At 38.1% G+C, this 25,068-nt stretch carries 19 protein-coding genes and 2 tRNA genes; 3 read left to right on the top strand and 18 right to left on the bottom strand.

Going from position 1 to position 25,068, the window contains the following annotated elements; translation table 11 throughout:
* Nucleotide 1 precedes the first annotated feature (1 nt).
* Nucleotides 2–688: a response regulator gene (locus tag Q7J67_01440; protein ID MDO9463951.1), complete on the bottom strand. Its 687-nt coding sequence runs from the start codon at nt 686–688 to the stop codon at nt 2–4.
* A gap of 17 nt (nt 689–705) precedes the next feature.
* Complete coding sequence (locus Q7J67_01435) at nt 706–2,403, bottom strand: MEDS domain-containing protein (GenBank protein ID MDO9463950.1); 1,698 nt, start codon at nt 2,401–2,403, stop codon at nt 706–708.
* A gap of 173 nt (nt 2,404–2,576) precedes the next feature.
* On the opposite strand from Q7J67_01435, the gene Q7J67_01430 reads away from it, so the two are divergent.
* Complete coding sequence (locus Q7J67_01430) at nt 2,577–3,908, top strand: ATP-binding protein (GenBank protein MDO9463949.1); 1,332 nt, start codon at nt 2,577–2,579, stop codon at nt 3,906–3,908.
* A 75-nt stretch (nt 3,909–3,983) separates the two neighbouring features.
* Nucleotides 3,984–5,435, top strand: coding sequence for an HD domain-containing protein (locus Q7J67_01425; protein ID MDO9463948.1), 1,452 nt, complete (start codon nt 3,984–3,986; stop codon nt 5,433–5,435).
* A gap of 29 nt (nt 5,436–5,464) precedes the next feature.
* Here the strand turns inward: Q7J67_01425 and fusA are convergent, their stop codons facing one another.
* The 3 genes from fusA to Q7J67_01410 form a co-directional block, all read right to left on the bottom strand.
* Nucleotides 5,465–7,534, bottom strand: coding sequence for an elongation factor G (gene fusA, locus Q7J67_01420; GenBank protein ID MDO9463947.1), 2,070 nt, complete (start codon nt 7,532–7,534; stop codon nt 5,465–5,467).
* Nucleotides 7,535–7,691: 157 nt separating this feature from the next.
* On the bottom strand, nt 7,692–7,952 hold the full coding sequence (locus Q7J67_01415; protein MDO9463946.1) for a hypothetical protein: 261 nt from the start codon (nt 7,950–7,952) through the stop codon (nt 7,692–7,694).
* A 90-nt stretch (nt 7,953–8,042) separates the two neighbouring features.
* A complete protein-coding gene (locus Q7J67_01410; GenBank protein ID MDO9463945.1) occupies nt 8,043–9,737 on the bottom strand; it encodes a formate--tetrahydrofolate ligase in 1,695 nt (564 codons plus the stop codon).
* Between the two features lie 136 nt (nt 9,738–9,873).
* Here Q7J67_01410 and Q7J67_01405 point away from each other — a divergent pair, with 136 nt between their 5' ends.
* A complete protein-coding gene (locus Q7J67_01405; GenBank protein MDO9463944.1) occupies nt 9,874–11,742 on the top strand; it encodes an amino acid permease in 1,869 nt (622 codons plus the stop codon).
* Between the two features lie 20 nt (nt 11,743–11,762).
* On the opposite strand, the gene Q7J67_01400 is transcribed toward Q7J67_01405, so the two are convergent.
* The 13 genes from Q7J67_01400 to Q7J67_01340 form a co-directional block, all read right to left on the bottom strand.
* Nucleotides 11,763–11,849, bottom strand: a tRNA-Ser gene (locus Q7J67_01400).
* Between the two features lie 7 nt (nt 11,850–11,856).
* Nucleotides 11,857–11,930, bottom strand: a tRNA-Arg gene (locus Q7J67_01395).
* A 22-nt stretch (nt 11,931–11,952) separates the two neighbouring features.
* Nucleotides 11,953–12,744, bottom strand: a complete 792-nt coding sequence (locus tag Q7J67_01390; GenBank protein MDO9463943.1) for an electron transfer flavoprotein subunit beta/FixA family protein — start codon at nt 12,742–12,744, stop codon at nt 11,953–11,955.
* Nucleotides 12,745–12,747: 3 nt separating this feature from the next.
* Nucleotides 12,748–13,887 carry an acyl-CoA dehydrogenase family protein gene (locus tag Q7J67_01385; protein ID MDO9463942.1) on the bottom strand — a complete coding sequence of 380 codons (1,140 nt, stop codon included), beginning with the start codon at nt 13,885–13,887 and terminating at the stop codon, nt 12,748–12,750.
* Nucleotides 13,888–13,973: 86 nt separating this feature from the next.
* The gene (locus Q7J67_01380) at nt 13,974–16,679 is read right to left on the bottom strand and encodes a hypothetical protein (GenBank protein MDO9463941.1); all 2,706 of its coding nucleotides are present in this window, start codon (nt 16,677–16,679) and stop codon (nt 13,974–13,976) included.
* Nucleotides 16,680–16,694: 15 nt separating this feature from the next.
* Nucleotides 16,695–17,678, bottom strand: coding sequence for a hypothetical protein (locus tag Q7J67_01375; GenBank protein MDO9463940.1), 984 nt, complete (start codon nt 17,676–17,678; stop codon nt 16,695–16,697).
* Nucleotides 17,675–19,588 carry an Ig-like domain-containing protein gene (locus tag Q7J67_01370; GenBank protein ID MDO9463939.1) on the bottom strand — a complete coding sequence of 638 codons (1,914 nt, stop codon included), beginning with the start codon at nt 19,586–19,588 and terminating at the stop codon, nt 17,675–17,677. The genes Q7J67_01375 and Q7J67_01370 overlap by 4 nt, the downstream gene beginning before the upstream one ends.
* A 34-nt stretch (nt 19,589–19,622) precedes the next feature.
* On the bottom strand, nt 19,623–20,864 hold the full coding sequence (fabF, locus tag Q7J67_01365) for a beta-ketoacyl-ACP synthase II (protein ID MDO9463938.1): 1,242 nt from the start codon (nt 20,862–20,864) through the stop codon (nt 19,623–19,625).
* A gap of 19 nt (nt 20,865–20,883) precedes the next feature.
* Entirely contained in the window at nt 20,884–21,117 is a 234-nt protein-coding gene (acpP, locus tag Q7J67_01360; protein MDO9463937.1) for an acyl carrier protein, read from the bottom strand.
* Nucleotides 21,118–21,145: 28 nt separating this feature from the next.
* On the bottom strand, nt 21,146–21,886 hold the full coding sequence (fabG, locus tag Q7J67_01355) for a 3-oxoacyl-[acyl-carrier-protein] reductase (GenBank protein MDO9463936.1): 741 nt from the start codon (nt 21,884–21,886) through the stop codon (nt 21,146–21,148).
* A 64-nt stretch (nt 21,887–21,950) separates the two neighbouring features.
* Nucleotides 21,951–22,985: a tRNA preQ1(34) S-adenosylmethionine ribosyltransferase-isomerase QueA gene (gene queA / locus Q7J67_01350; GenBank protein ID MDO9463935.1), complete on the bottom strand. Its 1,035-nt coding sequence runs from the start codon at nt 22,983–22,985 to the stop codon at nt 21,951–21,953.
* Complete coding sequence (locus Q7J67_01345; protein MDO9463934.1) at nt 22,986–23,924, bottom strand: SpoIID/LytB domain-containing protein; 939 nt, start codon at nt 23,922–23,924, stop codon at nt 22,986–22,988.
* Nucleotides 23,925–24,102: 178 nt separating this feature from the next.
* Complete coding sequence (locus Q7J67_01340) at nt 24,103–25,044, bottom strand: NAD-dependent epimerase/dehydratase family protein (GenBank protein MDO9463933.1); 942 nt, start codon at nt 25,042–25,044, stop codon at nt 24,103–24,105.
* Nucleotides 25,045–25,068 lie beyond the last annotated feature (24 nt).

The raw sequence follows: 25,068 nt of genomic DNA, 5'->3' as shown, positions 1-25,068 counted from the left end.
ATCATATCTTGCCTTCCAATATATCCCTTAACGTTTCTTCTAAATTTCTAGGCTTAATCTCAATGCCTATAGATGCATAAAATTTCCTAAAAATATTTATAATCTCTATGCACCTTTCTACATTTTTAGTAATATTTTTAAAGAAATCTTCATATTCTTTTGTAGTTAGCTTTTTGCCTTTTTTAATCCTGCTCATTAAAAGTTGGACGGAGCCAGAAACAACAGATAAAGGATTAAATATCTCATGAGACATCGCCTCTCCCATATACCCCACCAAGGCTGCTTTTTTCATTTTTTCAATTGATCTCTGTAATTCTTTTTTCTCTATAGCTCTCTTTACTGTAAATAGAACCTCATCAATATTATAAGGTTTAGTAATATAAGCATTCACACCTAACTTCTCACCCAACCTTTTATCCTTTTCTTCACTCCTAGCAGTCAACATAATAGTACGAATTTTTCTGGTTTGAGTATTAGCTTTTAATCGTTTACAGACCTCAAATCCACTCAGTTTCGGTAACATAACATCAAGAATAATTAGGTGAGGTAATTCTTCTTTAGCTTTTTTAAATGCTTCTTTTCCATCAACAGCTGTAGTAACTATATATCCTTCCTTTTTTAAAACAAAAGAGACCGCTTGAATGATATTAGGATCATCATCAACTACTAAGATTGTTCTCTTAGCCATAGATCTCTCCTATTACTCTATGAACCTCTTTTGGGTTCGATTCTCTTTTTAGTTGACTTAGCTTTATACTTTGGTAAGACAAAAATAAATTTAGCACCCTTACTTCCATGGCTCTCAGCCCAAATCTTACCTTCATGCTTTTCTATAATTTGCTTGCATATGTATAAGCCCAAACCTGTTCCTGTTAGCTTTCTATTAATGGAGTTATCTAATCTCTTGAACCTTTCAAAGATATTGGTCAACTCATCCTTGGGTATTCCTATACCTGTATCAGCTATACTGACTTCGACAACTTTCCCTTTATTTTTAACGGTTATCCTAATCTCTCTCTTACTAGGAGTAAATTTAATTGCATTGCCTATTAGATTTATGAACACCTCATTTAATCTATCTTTATCTCCATTAACAATCAAATCCTGAGAAGGAAGATTCATATTAACTACAATATTTTTTTCTTGTATCAATGGCTCTAGCTCACTAATTGCGTTCTGAACTATATTCGAGATATCACAAGACACAAATTTCCATTTTAACTCGTCCTGTTCTATCTTGTCTAAATCTAAAAGTTGATTTATCAGGCGAGTTAAACGGTCAGTTTCATTATTAATTACAGTCAGAAACTCACTTTGTTCGGTCGGATTCACATCTTTGTACTTTAAGAGAATCTCTACAAAGGATTTAATCGAAGCCAAGGGTGTCCTTAAGGCGTGGGATACATGAGAAAGAAATTCCGATTTCCTCTTCTCCACCTTCTTGCGCTCGGTGACATCACGGAAAATAGCGCGTGTAGTAACAGGCTTGCCATCTACGAAGCGACAGTTTGCGCTTCCCTCGACCATAATTGTCTTGCCATCCTTGGCCAGGAACGCAGCTTCAATGTATTCGACCTTTTCTCCAGCTAACAAACGCTTAAATATCTCCATACAGTGCGCATGACTGTCGGGATGAATGATATCCAACAACGAGAGATCTGGGATTTCTTTCTCATTATACCCAAGAGTTTCTCGCCAGGCACGGTTAACATATACAAACGTACCATCTGGTTTAACGCTCTGAATAAGGTCATTTACGTTCTCCCACAAGTCTCGATACTTCTCTTCGTTTTCCCTTAGCTCCTCCTCCGCCTTCCTGAGCTCGGCGCTTTCAATAATCTCCCATTTACCTGCACGCTGTATGAGAGCGAATTGGTGGTTTTTGACTACATCCAGGACTTTAAATAGATTGCACTTTTCAAGGGAATAGGTGCAGATTGCGAGCATTTTATATTTACCTATAACATTGTTTACCACTTCTTCATAATCAGCAAAACTCTTCCAGTCCTTTTTCTCAAGCCAGAAAGTATTGCCTGTGAGGCGGAGACCGTCAAACCCTTTCTTTATGGCTTCCTTCTCCTTTTTGACCCAGCCCTGTAATACCCTATCCTGTTCGAATTTTCCTGCTTTGGTATACCACTGGCTGTAATCAAGTATTTCTATCTGACCTTTTTTGATATACTTATCCAGGTCTTTTACAGCCTTTCTTAACGATTCCTTTGTTTCTTCAACATTTAGAGGCTCTGAAGTAACCCACATGCAAAATTCATTATTTTCTAATCCCGCTTTAAAATACGGCACCAGAATATCAATTAAATCATTTTTGGTCTGGTAAAATTGGCAGAAGTGTGTACCCCAGGGCTTATTGCCTAAAATATCAATTCCTGTTTTTCTTGCTTCCATTTTTAATTCCCTTCCAAATCCTTTCTTTGGTAGGCAAAGCCATCAGCTAAACCTCGTTAGAAATTTAATTATAACTTATTACTACAAAACAATCTATTATTTTTATTTAATAGAAAATTTTTGACATTGACAACAATATTTTCCATGATATAATTGTCTATGGAGGCACTAATATGATAAAAACTGAAGATGTCGTCAATCGCAAGTTAAACAAAAGAGATATTATGGAACAAATTATCCCATGGTTGTCTGAACGTGAATCTATTATTATCGTTGGTTCCAGACAGGTGGGAAAAAGCTGCCTTATGTTTCTTCTGGCCCAGTATTTACTTAAGACTAAAATAGCAAATCTTGAAAATATAGCTTTTTTCGACTTAGAATCTTCTGCCGACCTGGAAATCTGTAATAGCGGTGTTTCAGCTTTATTAGAACATTTGCGCCTGGCCGGGAAAAAATTTCATTCAAAACGTATTCTTTATCTGTTCATTGACGAAATTCAGTATTTGGACAATCCATCTCAACTGGTAAAACTTCTTGTTGACCACCACCCTGAAATAAAAATAATCGCTTCGGGTTCCTCATCTACCGGATTACGGAAAAAATTCAAGGACACTCTGCCCGGTAGGAAACAGGAATTTCATCTACAGTCTCTTGCATTCAAAGAATTTCTCAATTTTAGGCAGGAGCATCAGTTATCGGAACTCACCGAAAAATTTTGTTTGCGAAATATCTTTGGGAAAAGGATGCCAGAGCCTCCTGCGATACAACCTTTTCTACAGAGACTGATACCGCTTTTTGAAGAATATACTGTTTACGGTGGTCACCCAGCCGTGGTTATGGCCGATTCAGCAGATATTAAGCAGAAACGCCTTCAGAGTATTATCAATGATTATCTGCGCAAGGATATTCACACCCTATTTGATATAGATCATCTGGGCTCTTTTACTCAGTTGATTAAGATTCTGGCCGGTCAAATAGGCAGCCTGACGGTCTATTCTGAACTTACTACTCCCCTTGGAATCACATATCGCACCCTGCAGAGGTATCTGGATATCCTTTCGGTTACATTCGTAGTTGACTTGATACCGCCGTATTTTTCTAATGTGAAGAAAAGAGTTATTAAATCACCTAAAACATATTTTTATGATACAGGCATACGCAATGCACTTATTAATCAGTTCCTTCCGTTATCGGATCGGATAGATAAAGGTCATCTGGTTGAAAACGTAATATTCCAACTACTGGCAGGACTTCAAGATATAGCCAACCCCGTATCCTTTTGGAGGACTTACAGTGGTACCGAAATAGACTTTTTAATCAGGGATATGGCTATTGAAGTTAAATATCAACCGCTTAAATCGGCAAAGGTTCCCAGAGCAATGAAAAGTGGCATGAGTCAGATAAATGCTAAAAATACATTGGTTGTTACAAAAGATTTCCTTGACAGCCGACAGTTAAACGATACTCAAGCCCTGTTTATTCCAGCCTGTTTATTATCCCGGTAAAAACTGGGAAATCCGTGATCATCTGATATTATTGACACACAAAGGAATGTTTGTATACTAATAGAAAAGTAACTATTGATAAAATGTGAGGCTCAGGTAATGGAAACAAAAGAGCTAGGTGAAAACGATTCTTTTTATTCAGGCATAGATCTAATAAGCGACCCTATACATAATTACATCAAATTTACTTCTCCAACTGAGGAAGATAAAACAGAGATTACAGAACGTGATATTATTGATAATCCGTGGGTACAGCGGCTCAGACGCATACATCAACTTCAAAGCGCATTCTGGGTTTTTCCTTCAGCTGAGCACAGCAGATTTCAGCATTCACTTGGAACAATGCATGTAGCAGGCAGGTTTGCCCTGCATCTATATCCGTCAATAAAAAAAGTCTGTCCGGATTGCCCGTCAAGTAATTACCTAGAAGAGCTGATGAGACTTGCAGGCCTGCTTCATGATATAGGGCATGGACCATTCGGACATTTTTTTGATGACAATTATCTCAAACAATTTAATGTTTCCCATGAGACAATATCAAAGACAATAATAAAAGCAAAGCTAGCCTCATTATTAAAGAAAATCAAAAGAAGTCCATCCGGAGATTTTGCTAAAGGTGAGGTTATTGACCCTTTGTACATATCTTTTCTTATTGAAAAGCCTAAAAAAGACAGAACTCGCTCATCTTTCCCAAAGTGGCTTAAATTCTTACTACCTCTTTTTAGTGGAATATATACTGTAGATAATCTTGACTATGTATTAAGAGATTCGTATATAACAGGCTTTTCCAGAGGCATTATTGATCTTGAACGCATTCTGCACTATACATTTATATCATCAAAAGGTTTAACGCTTCATGGAGCTGGGAAGACAGCATTGCTCAATTTTGTTAATGCCAGATTGAGTCTTTATTCTGCTGTTTATTACCACAGAGCTACAAGGTCCATAGATCTGTGTTTAAAGGATATATTCTCTGAAACAATGAAAGTGGTCTTTGAAAATAAAAATCCTATAAATCATCTCAATGATTATTTATATCTTACAGAATGGTCATTGTTTGCGAGTGTAGATAAATGGAAATACAGCCTAAATCAAAGTATCTGCCGGCTTGGCAGAGAATGGGAGAAGATTCTTATGAGACAAAGGCAGTGGAAAATGGTTTATGAGAAATTTGAAAGATTAAAGGATACAGAAAATTATGCAGATATTTTCTATTCAGATGTTGAAAGATTGGAAGCGAAAATAAAGGAAAACCTCTCTCCTGATAAGATAGATTTTCGCATAGATATTCCTGCCCTTGATCCAATGCCTGATAATCCCATGGCTATGGGAGACAAACAGATTTTCTTATACGAGCTTGCGTCTGGAAAGGTCCAGAAAGAAACGTTAAAGGAGCTATTTGAATTTGTGCCTTCCAGAGTCTACCTCTGCAGGATATACGCTCATGACTATAGACATAAAAAGAAACTAGTCAGAGCATTTGAAGAAATATTCAGAACAAGGGAAGCTCTGTCTACAAATATCTAGTAGGGGTCAAGCGTGCTTGACCCGTTAATTTAATTGTCTTCTATTATTTTACTGACAACATGCGGAGGAGCTTTGTCATATCTTTCAAACCGCATAGACTCTGTTGCTCGTCCCTGTGATAGTGATCTCAGCTGTGTAGCGTAACCGAAAAGTTCCATAAGCGGAACCTCAGCCTTTATTAACTGGCTCTTAGCCTTTTTTTCTATCAGGATTATCTTACCTCTTCTTGATGTTATATCAGACATGATTGAACCAAAATACTCTTCCGGAGTAGATATATCTACTGTCATAATCGGCTCAACAAGCCTTGGACCTGCCTTCATAAACGCACTTTTGAATGCATAGTACCCGGCTACCTTAAAAGCTATTTCAGAAGAGTCAACTTCGTGAAATCTTCCGTCAAATAATCTTACTTTTACATCAATTACAGGATATCCCGCAAAAATTCCTGCTTCCATTGCCTCAATACAGCCCTTTTCAACAGCAGGAATAAATTCTCTTGGAATAGCTCCCTGCTTGATATCATTAATAAATTCGAACCCTTCACCTCTCTTTGCAGGAATTAGTTCTATGTGTACTTCTGCAAATTGCCCTCTTCCACCAGTTTGCTTCTGATGTTTGTATTTTTCTTCCTGAATATTGGTTATTGTCTCCTTGAAAGCAACTTTAGGCTTGCCTACATTCGCAGACACTTTAAACTCCCTCTTTAATCTATCTACCAGGATCTCAAGATGCAGTTCACCCATACCAGAAAGAATAGTTTGGGATGTCTCTTCATTAAAAAAGAAATTAAATGTCGGGTCCTCATTAGATAATTTTCTTATGGAATCCGAAAGTTTCTCTTGCTCAATCTTGTTCTTTGCTTCAATTGCCACTGAAATTACAGGTGTTGGAAATTCTATGTTCTCGAGAAAAAGATTAGAATTTTGTTTACATATTGTATCTCCAGTAGTAATGTTCATTGGCCCGATTATTGCTCCTATATCTCCTGCGCTGAGACTATTCACAGCTTCTTTTTTATTAGCGTGCATCTTTACAATACGGGATATTCTTTCTTTCTTTGATGACCCTGCCTTGAAAACATATTCACCTTGTTTTATTGAACCCGAATATATTCTGCAATAAACAAGTTTTCCAATATGAGGGTCAACAGCAATCTTAAAAGCGAGCCCCAATAAATCCTTTTTTTCTCCGAAACTGAACAGGCTCTTTTCTCCTGAATCACTATCTATAACTTCTACAGGGGGGGCCTCTTCTGGACTTGGCAGGTAATCGACAACAGCTTCCATAAGCCTCCTGACTCCCTTGTTCTTGAAAGCTGCGCCGCACAGCACAGGGAATATCTCGGATTTTATAGTTGCTTTGTTAAGAGAATTCTTAATTTCCTCTATTGTAATGGGCTGATTTTCAATATATTTATTCATGAGACTGTCATCTGTGTCAGCAAGTTTTTCTATTAGCTCATTTCTATATTTCTTCGTCATCTTTACATAGTCTTCTGGAATTTCTCGTTCTTTCGGCTCTTCCATAGCGTCTTCCGGATTGAAGAAAAATGCCTTTTCTTCCACAATATCTATAATGCCATGAAAATTATCTTCCTTTCCAATAGGCAACTGAATTGGCACATAGTTAACTCCAAGTTTCTTGTCTATCATCTCAAGTACAGCAAAAAAATCTGCTCCAATTCTATCCATTTTATTAATAAAGACAATCTTGGGAATTTTATATTTTTCCGACTGCCTCCATACAGTTTCAGTTTGCGGCTCTACACCGCCAACTGCGCAAAATATTGCTACTGCACCATCTAAAACCCTTAGACTTCGTTCTACCTCTGCAGTGAAATCTACATGCCCTGGAGTGTCAATGATATTAATATGATGCTTACGCCAGATACATGTTGTGGCCGCAGACGTGATTGTTATTCCCCTCTCTCTTTCCTGTTCCATCCAGTCCATTGTAGCAGCCCCGTCATGAACTTCGCCTATGCGATGTATCCTGCCTGCAAAGAATAGCATTCTTTCTGTTGTTGTCGTTTTACCCGCATCAATATGAGCCATAATGCCGATATTTCTTATCTTTTTAACATCTCCAATTTGCATTACTTCTTCCTATGCTATTAAGTAAGTTACCCTAAATCAGGACACATATCGAGGGGAAACATATCAATTACAGCATGCTATGTCAAGCACAATAAAAGGGACAGATAAATCACACGTCCTGTGACTTACTCTGTCCCTTTAACCATATAAAAAATTTTTATTCGCTTTTCTCTTCTTCCTTTTTCTCCTCTGGTTTTACTTCCTCAGCAGCTGGCTTTTCCTTCTCTTCCTCCTTCTCCTTTTTAGCCGCAATATCATCTTTAATAGAACTGACACCAGCAGCAACAGCAGCTATGCCGCCAAGAACTAATATTGCTGGAACAGTAGCAGCAAGACCTTTCAGAAAAAGCAACCACCATATTTTTAATCCCAGAGCTCCAAGTACTATAGCAGCTATTCCTCCAATTAAACTCCACATATTTCTACACCTCCTTCCAAAGTTAATTTTTCAAACGTTTATCTAATTCTAATTAAGTTTAAAAAAAATACAAGCCCTTTTTTCAAATTATTAAAACAATCCAACAGTTTTCCCTGTACTGTCAATATCTACCTTTGTACCAGCAGGGGTAGTCGGAAGTCCTGGCATTGTTCGCATGTCTCCAAGTAGAGGGTAAAGAAAACCTGCTCCTGCAGATAGTCTAATGTCTTTTATTGGAACTGTGAAACCTTTTGGTCTTCCCTTTAATTTTGGATCATGAGAAAGTGAAAGATGTGTCTTTGCCATACAGATAGGTAGTTTATCAAGCCCATTTTTTTCATACATACGGATCTTCTTTCTAACCACAGGAGAAATATCTATCCCATCAGCTCCGTAAATCTTTTTTGCAATGATAGTCATCTTCTCTTCTATTGATTGTTCTAAATCATATAGAAATTTAAAATTACTGGGTTTCTCTGCAACTTCAACAACTTTCTTTGCAAGTTCTTCTCCTCCCTTACCTCCTTCAGCCCACACAGTACTCTCAACCGCATCTTCCGCGCCAGCCCCTTTAGCTATTTCTCTTATTAATTCTATTTCTTTATCTGTATCAGTAGTGAATCTATTCACAGCAACTACTACAGGAATTCCAAACAATTTTATATTTTCAATATGTTTCTCCAGATTACAAGCTCCACGCTCAATAGCATCCAGATTTTCTTTGATTAATCCCTCATCAAGCGGTTTTCCAGCAACAACTGTAAAATCACCGCTGTGCATCTTAAGTGCCCTAACAGTACATACTATTACAGCCGCATCGGGAATTAGTTTACTATAACGGCATTTGATGTTAAGAAATTTTTCTGCTCCGCAATCTGCTCCAAATCCACTCTCTGTTACTACATAATCAGCAAGTTTTAATCCTATTTTGTCAGCCAGTATAGAACTATTGCCGTGTGCAATATTTGCAAATGGACCTGCATGCACAAACACAGGCGTATTCTCTAATGTCTGCATTAAAGTTGGCTTTATCGCGTCTTTCATCAGAACAGTCATTGCGCCTGCGCATTTAAGATCTTCCGCTGTTACAGGCTCCTCATCTCTCGTGTAACCAATTACTATTCTGCCCAACCTTTTCCTTAAATCTTTTAAGCCTGTTGTTAAAGCAAGGATTGCCATAACTTCTGAAGCTACAGTTATATCAAAACCGGTTTCCCTAGGAACTCCATCTATCTTGCCGCCCAGGCCTATTACAATATTTCTCAGAGCTCTATCGCTGATATCAACAACACGGCGCCATGTAATACTAAATGGATCTATATTTAATGGATTCTTTTTCTGAAGAGAGTTGTCAATAAATGCTGCAAGAAGGTTATGAGCTACTCCTACAGCGTGTATATCCCCTGTAAGATGAAGATTGAAATCCTCCATAGGTACAACTTGTGAATATCCTCCGCCTGCTGCACCACCTTTAATTCCAAATGTGGGACCCATTGAAGGCTGTCTTATTGCAGTAATTGTCTTTTTGCCTATTCTGTTGAGTGCCATACTCAGGCCAATAGTTGTAACAGTTTTTCCTTCACCAAGAGGAGTAGGAGTAATGGCTGTTACATCAATATACTTACCATTTGATTGTGTATGTAACCTATCCTGGACTTCAAGAATAATTTTTGCCTTGTACTTACCATACAATTCTAGTTCATCATCTTTTAGCCCAATATTTTTGGCAATCTCCTGAATTGGTTTAAGTTTTGCGGCTTGTGCAATTTCTAAATCTGTCATCATAGTTAATACTCCTTTTTGAGAGAGTGTATCTTTAACATAACTATATTTCTCAAATTATATTGCCTTAATTTGTAATATCTTGCGTTTTTCTAAAAGTTCTCGCAATTATGAGATTTGGCAGTATAATATACAGATTATGTCTCATAATAATCAAGGCAAAAGATTAATCCGCCAACTGAGGGGTATTGACGTATTTTGCATCGCTGCTGGCGCAATGATTAGTTCAGGACTGTTTATCCTTCCTGGACTGATCTATGCTAAAGTTGGTCCAGCAGTGATTCTAGTCTATATTCTGGCAGGCATACTCATTCTACCAGCGTTATTTTCTGAGGCTGAATTGACTACAGCTATGCCTAAAGCCGGCGGCGATTACTTCTTTATTGAGCGAAGTATGGGCTCAGCGGCAGGCACAATGGGTGGATTCGCCAGTTGGTTTTCGCTCAGTCTTAAAAGCGCGTTCTCATTAGTTGGCATTGGTGTATTTGCAACATTGATCAACCCAAATATCACAGATTGGCAGATTAAACTCATTGCTGTAGGATTCTGTGTGTTTTTTATAATTCTCAACCTGACAAGCGTTAAATTCACAGGAAGGTTTCAGGTTTTCTTTGTAATTCTGCTCATCGGTTTATTGGTTTTATATATATCTCGCGGAACAATGTTTATTGATGTCAACAGATACACTCCTTTTATGCTGTCTGACAAGCACGCGCTGTTTGCAGCAGCCGGTATGGTCTTTATATCGTTTTGTGGATTGACAAAGGTTGCAAGTGTTGCAGAAGAGGTAAAGAATCCAACAAAGAACATCCCGTACGGAATGATACTGGCATTTTGCGTTGTACTGCTTCTTTATGGTTTAGCAATTTTTGTAACAGTGGGCTTGCTCGACAAGCATGAACTGGCGCATTCCCTGACTCCAATATCAACTGGGGGATATAAAATATTTGGTAAAATTGGCAGCTTGGTTATGGCAATCGCTGCAATACTTGCTTTTATTACTACTGCCAACGCGGGTATACTGGCTGCATCACGTTTTCCTATGGCAATGAGTCGTGATCATCTTCTGCCAGGATTTCTTGCAAACATAAACAAACGATCTAACACACCACATTTTTCTATAATATTTACAGGAATTTTCATGATAATAGTGATGCTTTTTCTAAATCTTGAAAATCTTGTAAAAGTAGCCTCCACCATGCAGCTCGTATTATTTATATTTGCGTTCCTAGCATGCATTGTTATGCGTGAAAGCAAAATTCTGAATTATAAGCCAACATTCCGCTCGCCATTGTATCCCTGGTTACAAATAGCAGGAATCATCTGTTATGGGTTTCTAATATATAAGATGGGAACTATAGCAATCCTTGGAACGGGAAGCTTTATCCTTTCCTGTATTTTATGGCATAGGATTTATGTTCGCAAGATATCCATGCGCAAGTCCGCTCTAATACATATTGTTGAGCGTATAACTGCCAAAGAGATTGCAGGTGATTCATTAGGAGCTGAGCTACGCGAAGTTCTAAAAGAACGGGACAAAATAATAGAAGACAGATTTGACGAATTAGTAAAAAGATGCAAAGTAATTGATATAACAAAACAAGTTACACTTAAAGAATTCTTCGCAATTATTGCAGAAAAACTCGCTAGCAGATTAAACATGGACGCAAAGCAAGTGCTCGATTCTTTAATTGCGCGGGAGAAAACTTCAACAACAGTAATAAAGCCAGGATTGGCAATTCCACATATAATTATTGACGGCAAGCACAAATTCGAACTGGTTATAGTAAGATGTGAAGCTGGCATTAACTTTATAGAATCGTCAACTCCTGTTTATGCTGTATTCATATTAGTTGGCACACGTGATGAAAGGAATTTTCATCTGCGCGCTTTATCAGCAATTGCACAAATTACTCAAGATGCAAACTTTGACAAAGACTGGTTACATGCTAAAAGTATCGAAGGACTACGAGATATTATGCTTCTTGGAAAAAGGCACCGTGAATGAAAGAAGCTGAAAGAAACCGGCGGAGAGAGAGGGATTTGAACCCTCGAACCCTTTCAGGTTACACGCTTTCCAAGCGTGCGCGCTAAGCCAGGCTACGCGATCTCTCCATTGCGGCATGCCTGAGAGGATTTGAACCTCCGACCTTTGGGTCCGCAACCCAACGCTCTATCCAACTGAGCTACAGGCACATGTTAGTTTGAGGATAAAAGATTAGAAAAGCTTATGTTCTGTTAATTTTGAAACAAGTTTATCTACAACTTCTGAAGATGTCCCATCCAGAATTTCACCTTCATGTTTTGTCTGTGGAGTGAATATTTTAACTACCTGAGTAGGAGAACCATCCAGCCCTATCTTGTCCTTATCAACATCCAAGTCCTCAGCGCTCCAAACATGAATCTGCTTTTTCCTTGCCATAAGAAGCCCCTTCATCGAAGCATAACGTGGTTCATTAATCTCTTTTGTAACTGTCACCGCGCATGGAAGCTTTACCTCTACAACCTCAAAAGAATTCTCTAATGCTCTCTCAGCCCTTAATATATTGTCATTAATCTCTATTTTTCGGGCATATGTTATTTGCGCTATACCGAGCTGTTCTGCAACACCAGGTCCAACCTGGGCAGTATCACCATCTATAGCCTGTTTACCAAATAATACAATGTCAAACTTCCCTATTTTATTTATGGCTTGAGCCAATGTGTATGATGTAGCAAGTGTATCTGAACCAGCAAATGCTCTATCGCAAATAAGTATCGCTTCATCTGCACCCATTGCCAGAGCAGATTTAAGCGCAGCCTCTACCTGTGGAGGCCCCATGCTGATAACAGTGACCTTGCCTCCATATTTTTCTCTTAACTTAAGAGCTTCCTCAATTGCGTTCTCATCAAAGGGATTTATAACATTCTTTATCCCTTCTCTAATCATTGTGTTTGTCTGGGAATCTATTTTAACATTGTTTATCTCTTCAGTATCAGGAACTTGTTTTATACAAACAATGAACTGCATGATTTAACGTCCCTTTAATAAAAAGTTTGCAATAACACTGCGTTGGATTTCAGAGGTGCCTTCTATTATTTCAAACAGTTTGGCTTCTCTCATATACCTCTGCACAGGATATTCCTTCATATATCCGTATCCGCCAAAAACCTGCACAGCTTTTGTAGATACGTGCATAGCAACTTCTGAAGCCTTTAGTTTTCCCATTGAAGCATATTTTTCAAAAGGCTGATTCTGGTCCTTAAGCCATGCTGATTTATAAAGTATCAATTTTACTGCCTCAATCTCTGTTGCCATATCAGCCAAAATATGTTGAATCGCCTGAAAAGAGGCTATCGGCTTTCCAAATTGCACTCTTTCCTTTGCGTATTTGAGAGCGGCTTCGAACGCTGCCTCAGCAATGCCAAGCGCGCCTATGCCAACTCCGATTCTGCCTGCATCAAATGTTTCCATTGCAACTCGAAAACCACGTCTTTCTTTTAATAATAGATTTTCTTTTGGCACCTTACAATCATCAAAAACAAGTTCTACATTCGGAAGTGCACTGAACCCCATCTTGTTAAACTTTTGCCCTATTGTAAATCCAGGAGTGTCTTCCTCGACTATGAACGCACTCAGACCGCGAGGCCCCTGAGCCGGATGTGTACTTGCAATAATAATATAGATGCTTGCTTCTCCACCATTCGTATTAAAGATCTTTCTGCCATTTATTATATATTGATCTCCTTCAAGCTTTGCGGTTGTCTTGACGTTTCCAGCGTCAGAGCCTGCTTCCGGCTCAGTGAGAGCAAACGCTGCGAGCTTATCCTTTGCCAGAGACGGCAGATATTTTTTCTTTTGCTCTTCTGTGCCAAAAGTCATCAGTGGATACACACAAAGCAAATTAGCTCCAAAAATAAGACCTGTTGTTCCACATGCTTTTGAAATCTCCTCAGCAACAAGAGCCCATGTTAAAAAACCCATGCCAAGACCGCCATATTCCTCAGGGATAACAAGCCCAAGTAAATCCATATTGGCCAAAAGATCAATGTTCTCTTTCGGGAATTCACCTTTTTCGTCAACCTCCTCTGCTCTTGGAGCTATTTTTTCTTTACAAACTTTCTTAACTTCCTCAAGCATCATCTGCTGTTCTTCTGTTAAACTAAAATCCATATGTCTATCTCCTTAGGTTAATTATTCCTATCCTGCCAAGTCATTGCGAGTGTTAGCGTTGTAATGGGTTATGCCTCCAATTTTCTTTACCACGGAACTTCTCCATAATCTGTCCAGCTATTTGTTATGGGATTAAAGCTCATTATTCTTGTCATATCTTCATCAGGATGTTGCCAACTACTTACTATCGCAATAACTTCATTCCCACTGTTACGATAGAAACTTATGCCGCTAAACTCATATCCGTTATATTGAGGCAAAGAGTAAGTGCCACTATTTTTTACAGCATCAATATAATACTCATATTGACGTTGAGAAGTGCTTTTAATTCGCAAACAACCATTAGACAAAGCGTGATAAGAGCCATAATAAGGAGGTATATGACCTATCCTCTCTAAGGTTATTATTCCATCTGGTCTAGCAAGACCATAATCAGCCCGTGCATAATAAGAAGTAGCTCTTGCATAAACTAAATTGGGACAAACTGTAAGACCAATTCCACGATATGAGAATAAACTTGTACCTAAATAAACCCCATTTTTACAATACATAGCATAAGTACCATGAGAAGTACCATGTGCCGCTAAATAACATATATCATTGCCCCATTTCCATGCACCTTGTACTCCTCCACTAGCGTACGCCCATCCCTCTTCATAGCACTGTCCATCATAAACATAACCACCTATATGGTCAGTATAACTCCATACTCCACCAGAAAGAAGCCAAATGCGCGCTTTAAAATAATATCTGTTTTCGCCATCGACGTTTATCTCTTTACCTAATTTAGTTATTTTACCATAAGGTTCATTACCTGTGGTTTGTATAGAGCTTGTCCCTCTATCACTCCAATCCCCTTCACCCCAGTCTGGCTCATAGATCTCATTCCAACTATCACCATCATAATACCATTTATCACTTAAGTAATTACCACGTAAAGGCAACAACTCTGGACACTCTATATCTATTAGCTCATAATTTGGATGTTTATAAATCATAGGCGGTTCATAGGCATTTTTATGGATAAAGGCAAAACTACCATTCCAATATCCGCAATCTAATCCTGTGCTACTGTCAAAAAACGTTACTTTTAAAGATTTTACCTCTGATTTCAAGCCTGCTGGGTTTTCAACGAAGACTTTTGCTTCATATATTCCAGGTTCTGGTTTATCTGGGTCTTTAAAATTAAATTCTACCTTATATCTGAATCCTGCTGGTGCTGGTATCTGATTTGCATAAGGCTTTAAACATCTAGTCTCTTTTGCTTCTTCAAGATTACTCCATTTCTTTGTTACATAGCCAAAATCATCAGATTCATACCCCCAGTATTCTAATTCATCTTCATCATAAGTGGCTGATTGATTTTTATCCCTTTTAAAAACTGCTATCTTTACTTCACTTGTTGCAGGAAGATATTCGTTGTCAACTTTACCTTCGATGTAAACCTTGCCATATTTCAATATATCCAGTTCTATTACACTTCCACCTGCTGAGTGCTGTCTCCAGTCAGTGTCTTCATTGTCCCAATCTCCTTCCGGCCTTTCAGGAAGCGTTGAAAGATTTATGTCTTTTGATTCTAAAACTCGGACTAAGTCAAGGACTGGTTCTGTATCATCAAGGAATCCTAAAAGAGTTTTACAATCATTCTCCGCTAAAGTGGCTCCTTCGTTTGAATGATATGTATAAATCCTCTTCATTTCCTTCCATGGAATTCCCACTCCATCGGCTCTCTGGCTGGCTACAGGAACTACCATATCTCCACCTATCGCATTGACTCCAATATGAATATATGGAATTGCAGAATACTGCCCGTAAACGCAGTAATATTTCGGACCGCCAGGAACAGAACTATTTAGCTGATTTAAAAATTCACATCCGGGTACCAAATCGCTTACTGCGTCTCCCTGAATATCAATATCTGCTAAATCAGGAAGATTAACGCGTGTGTTTTTTATACCTGAAACATAGGAAGTAAAAGTGGATTTTCTGATGCCTATCTTAATCTTTGGCGGCCATAATGAGGCTCCCTCAATCTTTGGAATTAGAATTTTTGATAGTCTTGGAATATAGAATGTAGATGCAATTGCCTTGGCTATAAGCTGAGTTCCCACATATCCACCATGCGCCGCTGCAGCAAGAGGAGAGCCTAAATGAGGAGTGCCCACGGTTATCAGCTTCGCCACATTTTCATCCCCATACTGTTTCAAAAACTGCCTTGCAGACAATCCTCCCAGACTGTGGCAAATCATGTTTACCTTTGGCTTTTCACTGTCAACTGTATAAGTCCCAATTATTGGAGTGGATTCCTTATCAAGAAAAGATAATCTGTCATTAACACCATCTGGAACACGTTTGTGCAGCCAATAGTAAACCTTATTAGCTCCACCCGGATCATTTATATCCCTCAAGCCTCTGTCCACATAACAGTCTCCCGCTTTGTATGTATCTACGGAGTTGTTCTTGCCTACCACCGGTTCATCAGCTTCATTGAAGAATTGAATAGATTCTAGATACGGACTAACTTTATTACCAAAACTGTGTCCATACTTCTCTCCCCTATAATAGAAATCAAAATGATGAGTTTTAAGGTTATCTACTACCTTTTGCCATGTTTCCGGCGAACCTGCTGCAAAACCGTGAAGGAATAATACAGGACAAGGACGGTAAACATCCAGATTATCCTCCCAAGCAGTTTCCGTTGTGTATAATTGGTCTGCCTCTATTGAAAAAGATGTGAACAAAAACATCGTACACAATAATATTATTAGAAAATTAAATCTCTTATTTCTCATCTTTCTCTCCCGTATTTAATATTCCTTTGAATAATCTTTAAGCAATACCGTTTCTTTTTCGTCTCCAATTTTGGAGAAAGTTATGCCTAAACTTTCTCCAACCATTTTGAGTCCATCAGGTGAAAATTTTCCATATGAGGGAATACTTTTAAAACCTGTCTTCATTCTCTTTCCTTGCATATCGAGAAATCTTCCCACAGTGTTTATATACCCACCATCAGGCGACCAATCACATGGATAACAATTTGCTTTGAACTCGGCTTTTTTATTCGTTCCATCAACATTTACTGTCCAGAAATCTATTTTATCTTTTTCTCTGTGATATCCTATTTTCTCTCCGCTTGGATGCCAGATGCCATGTGTAGCATTTTCAACCAATAATCTGTCATTTTCTCCATCTACATCTATCAGTCTTAAATCGTCTTTCTTGCATACATATTTTCCTTCATGTGTTCTTACATCACTAGAAACACCGTAAAGTATTCTTTTGCCATCCGGGGAAAATTTGGGGATGCCACCAGCTACAGGCAGTTTTTTTAATATCTTTCCGTCTGCGCTTAAAAGATGCAACGTCCCCGAATTAAAACATATCCATTTCCCGTCTTTAGAACAATCTATCTTAAAAGATTCCATTTTATATGGAAATCTCTTTGCTTTTCCGTTCTCGTCAACAAAATACTCATACTTAGACTTTATCTGATCTACCTTTGAAAAATATTTTTTAATTATCTCTTCTTTTTTCGTCTCTACATTCATCTTGTAGATATAATAATCGTTTCCCACCCATAAATCTCCGCTCTTGCTCACCGCAGCCAGCCAGCCATAACGATACTTGTGATGACTTATATGTTTTATGTACACGATATGTTTTGAATCAGGCATCCAGCAGGGACTATGATAACTTACATAATCACATCCTTTTAGCCTTTTTGCGTAAGAAGGTATAGTTACAGCTAAACATATTGTGAGTATAAATAGTAATAAACTAATTTTTTTCATAACTGCTTTCCCGGATCAAATGCGTCATTAGGAATATCAACATTTATTTCAATGTTACTGTATGTTTGAATAACCTGCATCCCTTCTAACGCAGGTGTTTCAATTACTTTCTTTGGAACCCAGATACCGTCAATCTCTACAGCTTCAACTACCTCAAATCCGCTTATATATTCATCATCATTGTCATAAAAAGACATTCCTACGATAATCTCTTTGGGATAATCTATTTTTAACTTTATCTTGGAATAGGTATCATTGGCATTCTCAGGGACTGCTGTTATTTCTCCTATGCCACTCATTCCATCTATTGTCTCACTGGTTACGTCATGAGATTCAAAAAACAGTTCTGTATCACCGTATGCTTCAAACTCAATTCCAAGCCCCTCTGCTTCAAAAGTATTTACTTCGTCTATATCTCCTGTGTTTGGATCTACATCGTATATGCTTGTATCATCCATTATTAATATACTCAGCTTGTTTGTCATATCTGAATCTTCATAAGTATATAACTTCGTTTTTGAAGGGTCTTTGTAAAAACACCTTACATACTGCGTCTCAAGAACAGGCTCTGAATTTAACAACGATTCAACAGTATAGTCTGTCTTCATACTGGTAATTGAGTCGTGATTATTCTTTACTGCCTGCAAAAGATCTTCCGCTGTCAATATCTTTATCTCAAAACTAAATTCCTTCGTTGCTAGATTCCCTGCCTTGTCTTTCACCTCTATATTTACTGTTACTCCGCCTTCTGTGAGTTCTTCTGTAGGTTTGTACGAAATACCTTCATCTGTAATTATACTGCTTGCTGTTACATCTACTGCGTTTACCAACATCTTTACTGTGGTTTTATCTATACCTGATTTATCATCAGAATATTTTACTGAGATTTTTGGCGTTGTGTAGTAGATTGTGGAAGCGTCTTTTGGAGATAAATCAGTTATGCTTGGCGGTGTTGTGTCTGTTTCCACTCTAAATGTTGAGCTTGCACTTGCTTCATTTTCCGCTCTATCCTTTACCTCAATAGAAACTGTATGAATTCCGTCTTCAAGCGCTGTTTCTGGTGTATAACTTAGTTCCCCTGTTACCTCATCATAAGCTGAAGTCACTTCTGCATCATCAAGTTTCAATATGATTGTCTCTTTGCCAATCCCGCTTGTAGCATCCGACAACACTGCTGAGATCTCTGGCTGGTTGTTGTTAATTAAAGCGTTATCTTCTGGTAATAGAGCTGAAATTACAGGGGAGGTGTTATCTAACACGAATGTTATCTCTTTAGACTCTGCTTTGTAGCCTTTTCTCATGTGTGATCTGTATGCTATTGCTTTGAGCTTGTGCTCTCCATCTTGTTGAACTGAAATGTCTATTTTAAATGTATGAATTCCTGTTCTATGCCACCAGCGCCATGTTCTGTAGCTTCCAGCTAAACTATTATCTAAATATAAGTCTATTATTCCTGCTCTGCCCTGCCATGCTACTTTTACATCTAAGCTTGACCCGCTTATGTATGAATTGTCTTCAGGGGAAGTTATCTTGACTAATATTAGCGGTTTTTTGGGTCTTAATCTGAAGTTTAATGTGTATGTTCTTCCTGCTCTCACATATATCCATTTAGAACTTGAGTAATATCCATTTGCTGATGCGCTTACTCTATATATTCTTCCCCAGAACCATACATTAATATTTTTTATTACATACTGCCCATTTGCATTTGTACTGGCTCTGTAACTGCCTGCTCGGACTGCTGCGCCGGATATGGCTTGATTTGTTAGGGAATTTGTTACTCTGCCTTGGATTGTTGCTGTTTTGGGCGGAAGCGGACGACGATTTCTGGACCACGGCCAACTATATGCAGGAGTTACACTGGTTAAGATTACTGAAAATATTAATAAGAATATTGAAAGTTTTTTCATAACTATTGTCTCCTTGAAATTTTAGAAATCATCATTATTCAAATTTCTTTACAACTAAAGCTGAATTATGACCGCCAAAACCAAATGAATTTGACATCGCATATTGAACCTTGCATTCTCTCGCAGTATTAGGCACATAATCAAGATCACATTCAGGATCCGGATTTTCATAGTTTATAGTTGGAGTAATAATGCCATGCTTTATGCTTAAGACACATGTTATCAATTCAACCCCTCCACTCGCTCCTAAAAGATGACCCGTCATAGATTTCGTTGAACTCACAGGTATGTTTTTTGCATACTTGCCGAATACAGTTTTAATAGCCTTTGTCTCACATCTGTCATTGAAAGGGGTTGAAGTGCCATGTGCATTAATGTAATCAATATCTTCAGGATTTAGCGTCGCATCGTCCAAAGCCAATTTCATTGCTTGCGCAGCTCCCTCACCCTCAGGAGATGGAGATGTTATATGATATGCATCAGCAGTCATACCAAAACCTGCTAATTCTGCATAAATGTATGCACCTCTCCTTGTTGCATGATCCAAATCTTCAAGAAGCAGAATACCTGCTCCTTCCCCAATTACAAAACCATCTCTATCCCTGTCAAATGGTCTGCTTGCTTTCTCAGGCTTATCATTTCTTGTAGAAAGAGCCTTCATCTTACAGAAGCCGGCAACACCAATAGGAGTTATTGCAGTCTCTGTTCCCCCTGCTATCATTATATCTGCTTCTCCTCTTTGAATAATCCTAAAAGCCTCTCCTATTGCATGAGAGCCGGAAGCGCACGCAGTAGCAATCGCAAAATTCGGACCTTTAAGACCAAATTGAATTGCAACTTGTCCACTAGCCATGTCTATTATCAACATCGGAATAAGAAAAGGAGATACCCTTGAAGGGCCTTTCTGCAAGAGCACATTGTGCTGATCTTCAATTACCTTTAATCCGCCAATCCCAGAACCTATAAGAACACCTATTCTGCTCTTATCCTCTTTATCTGTATCTAATCCACTATTCTCTAAAGCCATTTTACTACAGGCAACAGCAAATTGCACAAAACGATCCATCCTTTTTATATCTTTTTGGCTAAGATACATAGAAGAATCAAAATCTTTAATCTGTCCAGCTATCTTGCTATCAAAATCTGATGGATCAAACAAGCTGATGCGATCTACCCCGCTCTTTCCATCGCATATGTTTTTCCAAAAAATATCAGGATTATTACCAACAGGCGTTACCGCCCCTATACCTGTTATAACAACCCTATTTTTCTCCATGACTATAACCGAAATGCTCTTATTGGACGTGCTTATCTATGTAGTTTGTCGCATCGACAACTGTAACAATCTTTTCTGCATCTTCATCGGGTATTTCAATGTCAAATTCCTCTTCAAGTGCCATAACAAGTTCTACTGTATCTAATGAATCTGCGCCTAAATCATCAACAAAAGATGCCTCATTAGTAACCTCTTCCGGCTTTACACCAAGCTGTTCAACAATAATCTCTTTCACTCTTTTTTCACTTGACATACTCAATCTCCTCCTTTTTTTGAAAACTTCAAGTTACCATTCCACCGTCTACATTAATTACCTGTCCTGTGATGTAATTTGCTTCATCAGAGACAAGAAATAAAACAAGATTTGCAACATCAGTGGGTAAGCCAAATCTACCTAGAGGAATATTGCCCAGCATTTTTTGTTTTGTATCTTCTTTAAGCACTTCTGTCATTCTTGTGCTTATAAAACCAGGTGCTATAGCATTAACAGTTATTCCTCTTGAGCCGAATTCTTTGGCAGCGGACTTGGTTAGGGCAATTACACCTGCTTTAGAGGCAGCATAATTCGCCTGCCCAGCATTGCCTATTAATCCTATAATGGATGCCATGTTTACTATTTTGCCTTTTCTTTGCTTTAACATAACTTTTGCAGCCGCTTTAATACAGTTAAATGTCCCCTTAAGATTTATTGCTAACACCTTATCCCAGTCCTCATCCTTCATGCGTAAAATAAAGTTGTCCCTGGTTATTCCAGCATTGTTGATGAGTATATCCAGGCTTCCTAATTTGTCAATCGTTTTTTCTATAATGTTTGCAGCTTCCTCTGGCATAGAAACATCAGCTTTTATAACCAGCGTTTCTCTTCCCATTTTTCTTATCTCGGCTGCTGTTTGTTCTGCAAGTTCAAGATCTATATCGGAAACTACAACATTTGCGCCCTCCTTTGCCAGACTACACGCTATTTCCTTTCCAATACCCTGAGCTGAACCAGTTACAACTGCTGTTTTTCCACCAAGCTTCATGCTTCCTCCCAATTTCTTAATTCATCGCTGGCATTATAGTTATTGGCTATTGATTGTCAAGTTATTATGTGACAAACGTCACATCTCCATAACTATAGAACCTGTACTCCTTTTTAATTGCCTCTTTGTATGTCTTTGTTATAAGTTTTCTGCCCGCAAAAGCATGTATTAAAATTAATAGCGTTGACTTTGGAAGATGAAAGTTTGTAATAATAGCGTTCACTACTTTAAATTTATATCCGGGATATATAAAAAGGTCTGTCCATGCTGAAAGATTTTTCTTTGGATTATCAGCATCAAAATTCACTGATTCAAGAACTCTCACACTTGTTGTTCCAACTGCTATTATTCTCTTTTGCTCCTGTATAGCTTTTTTTACTGTGAAAAATGCCTCTTTTGTTATCTCATAGTATTCTGACTGCATCCTGTGTTTTTCTATTTCTGTCTCCGTAACAGGCTTGAATGTGTCAACGCTCACATGAAGTGTTACCTCAGCAATTTGAATTCCCTTTTCTTTAATCTTTTTTAACAAACTCTTTGTAAAATGCAGTCCTGCAGTTGGCGCAGCAATAGATCCGGCTTCTTTAGCATAAACTGTCTGATATCTTCTGGTGTCATAGGATTTGATACTTGCCCTTTTTATATATGGAGGAAGAGGAACCTGGCCAATTTTAGATATAATTTCCATGAAATTACCTGTGAAACTGAACTTAATCCTTACTACACCGTCATTATTCTTTTCTATGACTTCGGCAGAAAGATTCTTACTGCAATTAATAATTGTTCCTATCTTTAGCCTTTTTGACGGCTTTGCAAGTACATTCCATATATTATTACCCAAATCTCTGATTAGCAGTATTTCTATGCGAGCTCCTGTGGCTTCTTTTATCCCTCTCAATCTGGCATGTATCACCTTTGTGTTGTTTATGACTAACAAATCATCTTTGGAAAGATAATCAACTATATTAGAAAAAGACCTATGAGTAATATCTCCAGTTTCTCTGTTAATAATCATTAACCTGGATTTGTCACGTTGAGAGGCAGGATATTGCGCAACCAGTTTCTCCGGAAGAGAATAATCAAAAAGAGAAATATGCATTTAAAACATTCTTTTTAGATCAAGGTTAGGATAATAATGCTGCAGAATCTGCTCACAGCTATATCCTTTAAGAGCCATTCCGTGTGCCCCCCACTGGCATAACCCTACACAATGGCCCCATCCGTTTCCTTTGAACTTCACTCTAAACCATCCGACTTTAACTCTAAAATTACTACTTCTAACTATCTCAGACCCAACAAGCATTCTAAATTTAGCTACATTCAATACTTGCGATTTTCCATATTTATCTTCTATGAAAATCCTATAAGGTTTGCCTTTTTCAAGTCTTATCTTTTTTATTTTACCTATCTTGAACCCTTTTTTGCTCAGAATTTTTCCGAGTTTTCTCCTTCCCATTGATTTTTTCCATTTATAATGAGGTGAGTCCTTACAGAACTTGCAATCAACGCCCTCTATGGAATCCAACGCCTTTTCCCATATATTGTCCGCATTGATCGTATTACCGCCGCATGTTGAATGAAAATAAGTGGGAACCAGTTTCTTATTGTCATACAGGCACATTTTTTCTGTTAAATACACAGCCATATTAGAGTTGCTGCTCTCGGAACATACACCTTTATACATCTGAGATTTTGCCTCTGAACATAAGTCATACTCTTTGCTCGGGCCAGCCATGTGATAAAGCGCATATGTGCGTGCTACAACCGCCTGTGCTTTTAAGGCCTCCATAGGCCATGCGGAAAACATCTCGGACGGGACAACACTCTTTAAATAGCTCTCTATATCAACATAATTGACTACGAGAAGCTGTTTTTGGTGAACACTTATTCTAATATCCCCTCTATACGCTCTGTTATTCACTGATATGGGGAAGCCTTTTGATATAAAATCTAATGTTTTGTATTCGTCTCTTCCAAACCTTACGGCATTATTTTTGCGTTTTAAAACGATTTCTTCCAATCTCTTTTCTCTTTTCAAGACATTATCCCCCGCTTTTATAACAACAGGTCCTTGAGAAGAAAGTGTGAGCGAAGTGCTGGATTTAAAGATCAATACTCTCACAATTTTAGATTGAGCAAATCCGCAGGTACTGGCTAATAGCAAGAATGAAAATAAGAAAATCTGGAATATTGAACAAGGGGTTTCAACCCCTTGTTTAAGCATTTTTGTCATTGCTCCACTCAATTGTTCTTTTTAGTCCTTCATCCAAATCAATTTCTGCTTCAAAACCCAGCTCAGCTTTAGCCAATGCAGGATCGCCTTTAGAATCTATTATATTCCCCTCTGGTAAAGGCAGATATTCTCTGGATGAATCAGTTTTCATAAACTTGGAAATCTTATTATGAAGCTCTGCTATTGATATAGACTTGCCTGTGCAAATATTATATGCAACCCCTTTTGAATCAGACTGTTTTTCCATTGCAAGAATGTTTGCATTTACTATATTCCCAACATAAATCATATCCCGCGTTTGCATTCCGTCACCCTGCAATTGAGAAGAGCCAGTTTTACGAATTTGATTGATTACAATAGTCACTCCTCCTGGATGAGGAAGATCAGGATTTTGACGCGGTCCAAACACATTAAAATACCTTAAAGACACAGTATCGATGTCGTATAATTCTGCAAACAACCTCATATAGTTTTCTCCTGTTACTTTTTCTAAAGCATATGGAGATGCAGGAGCTACCGGCATTGTCTCCTTTACAGGAAGAATTTTAGCATACCCGTAAACAGAAGCGCTTGAAGAAAATATCACTCGCCTTACCTTGTGCCTTACTGCAGTCTCCAACAGTCTGATCGTAGTCATTATATTTAATTCTGCGCTCCATGATGGTTTCTCAAGACTTTTGTTTATAGATGTGTTTGCAGCTAAATGAAAGATGTATTCCTTGCCCCCAGTAACCTTTTGTAAGACATCAGGATTAAGAATATCTTCGTTAAGTAAGTTAATCTTTTTAGCAACTGATTCAAGATTCTCCAGATTTCCATGCGATAGATTGTCAATAACTGTTACTTCATGGCCTAATTCAACAAGCTTCTCAGTTAAATGAGACCCTATAAATCCTCCACCTCCTGTAACAAGTACCCTGGCCATTCTTTATTTCTCCTGTATCTTTCA

This window comes from bacterium (genome assembly GCA_030652805.1).
Classification (GTDB): domain Bacteria; phylum JAHJDO01; class JAHJDO01; order JAHJDO01; family JAHJDO01; genus JAHJDO01.
The sequence above is the reverse complement of the archived record's forward strand: the minus strand, read 5'-3'. Positions and strand labels throughout refer to the sequence as shown.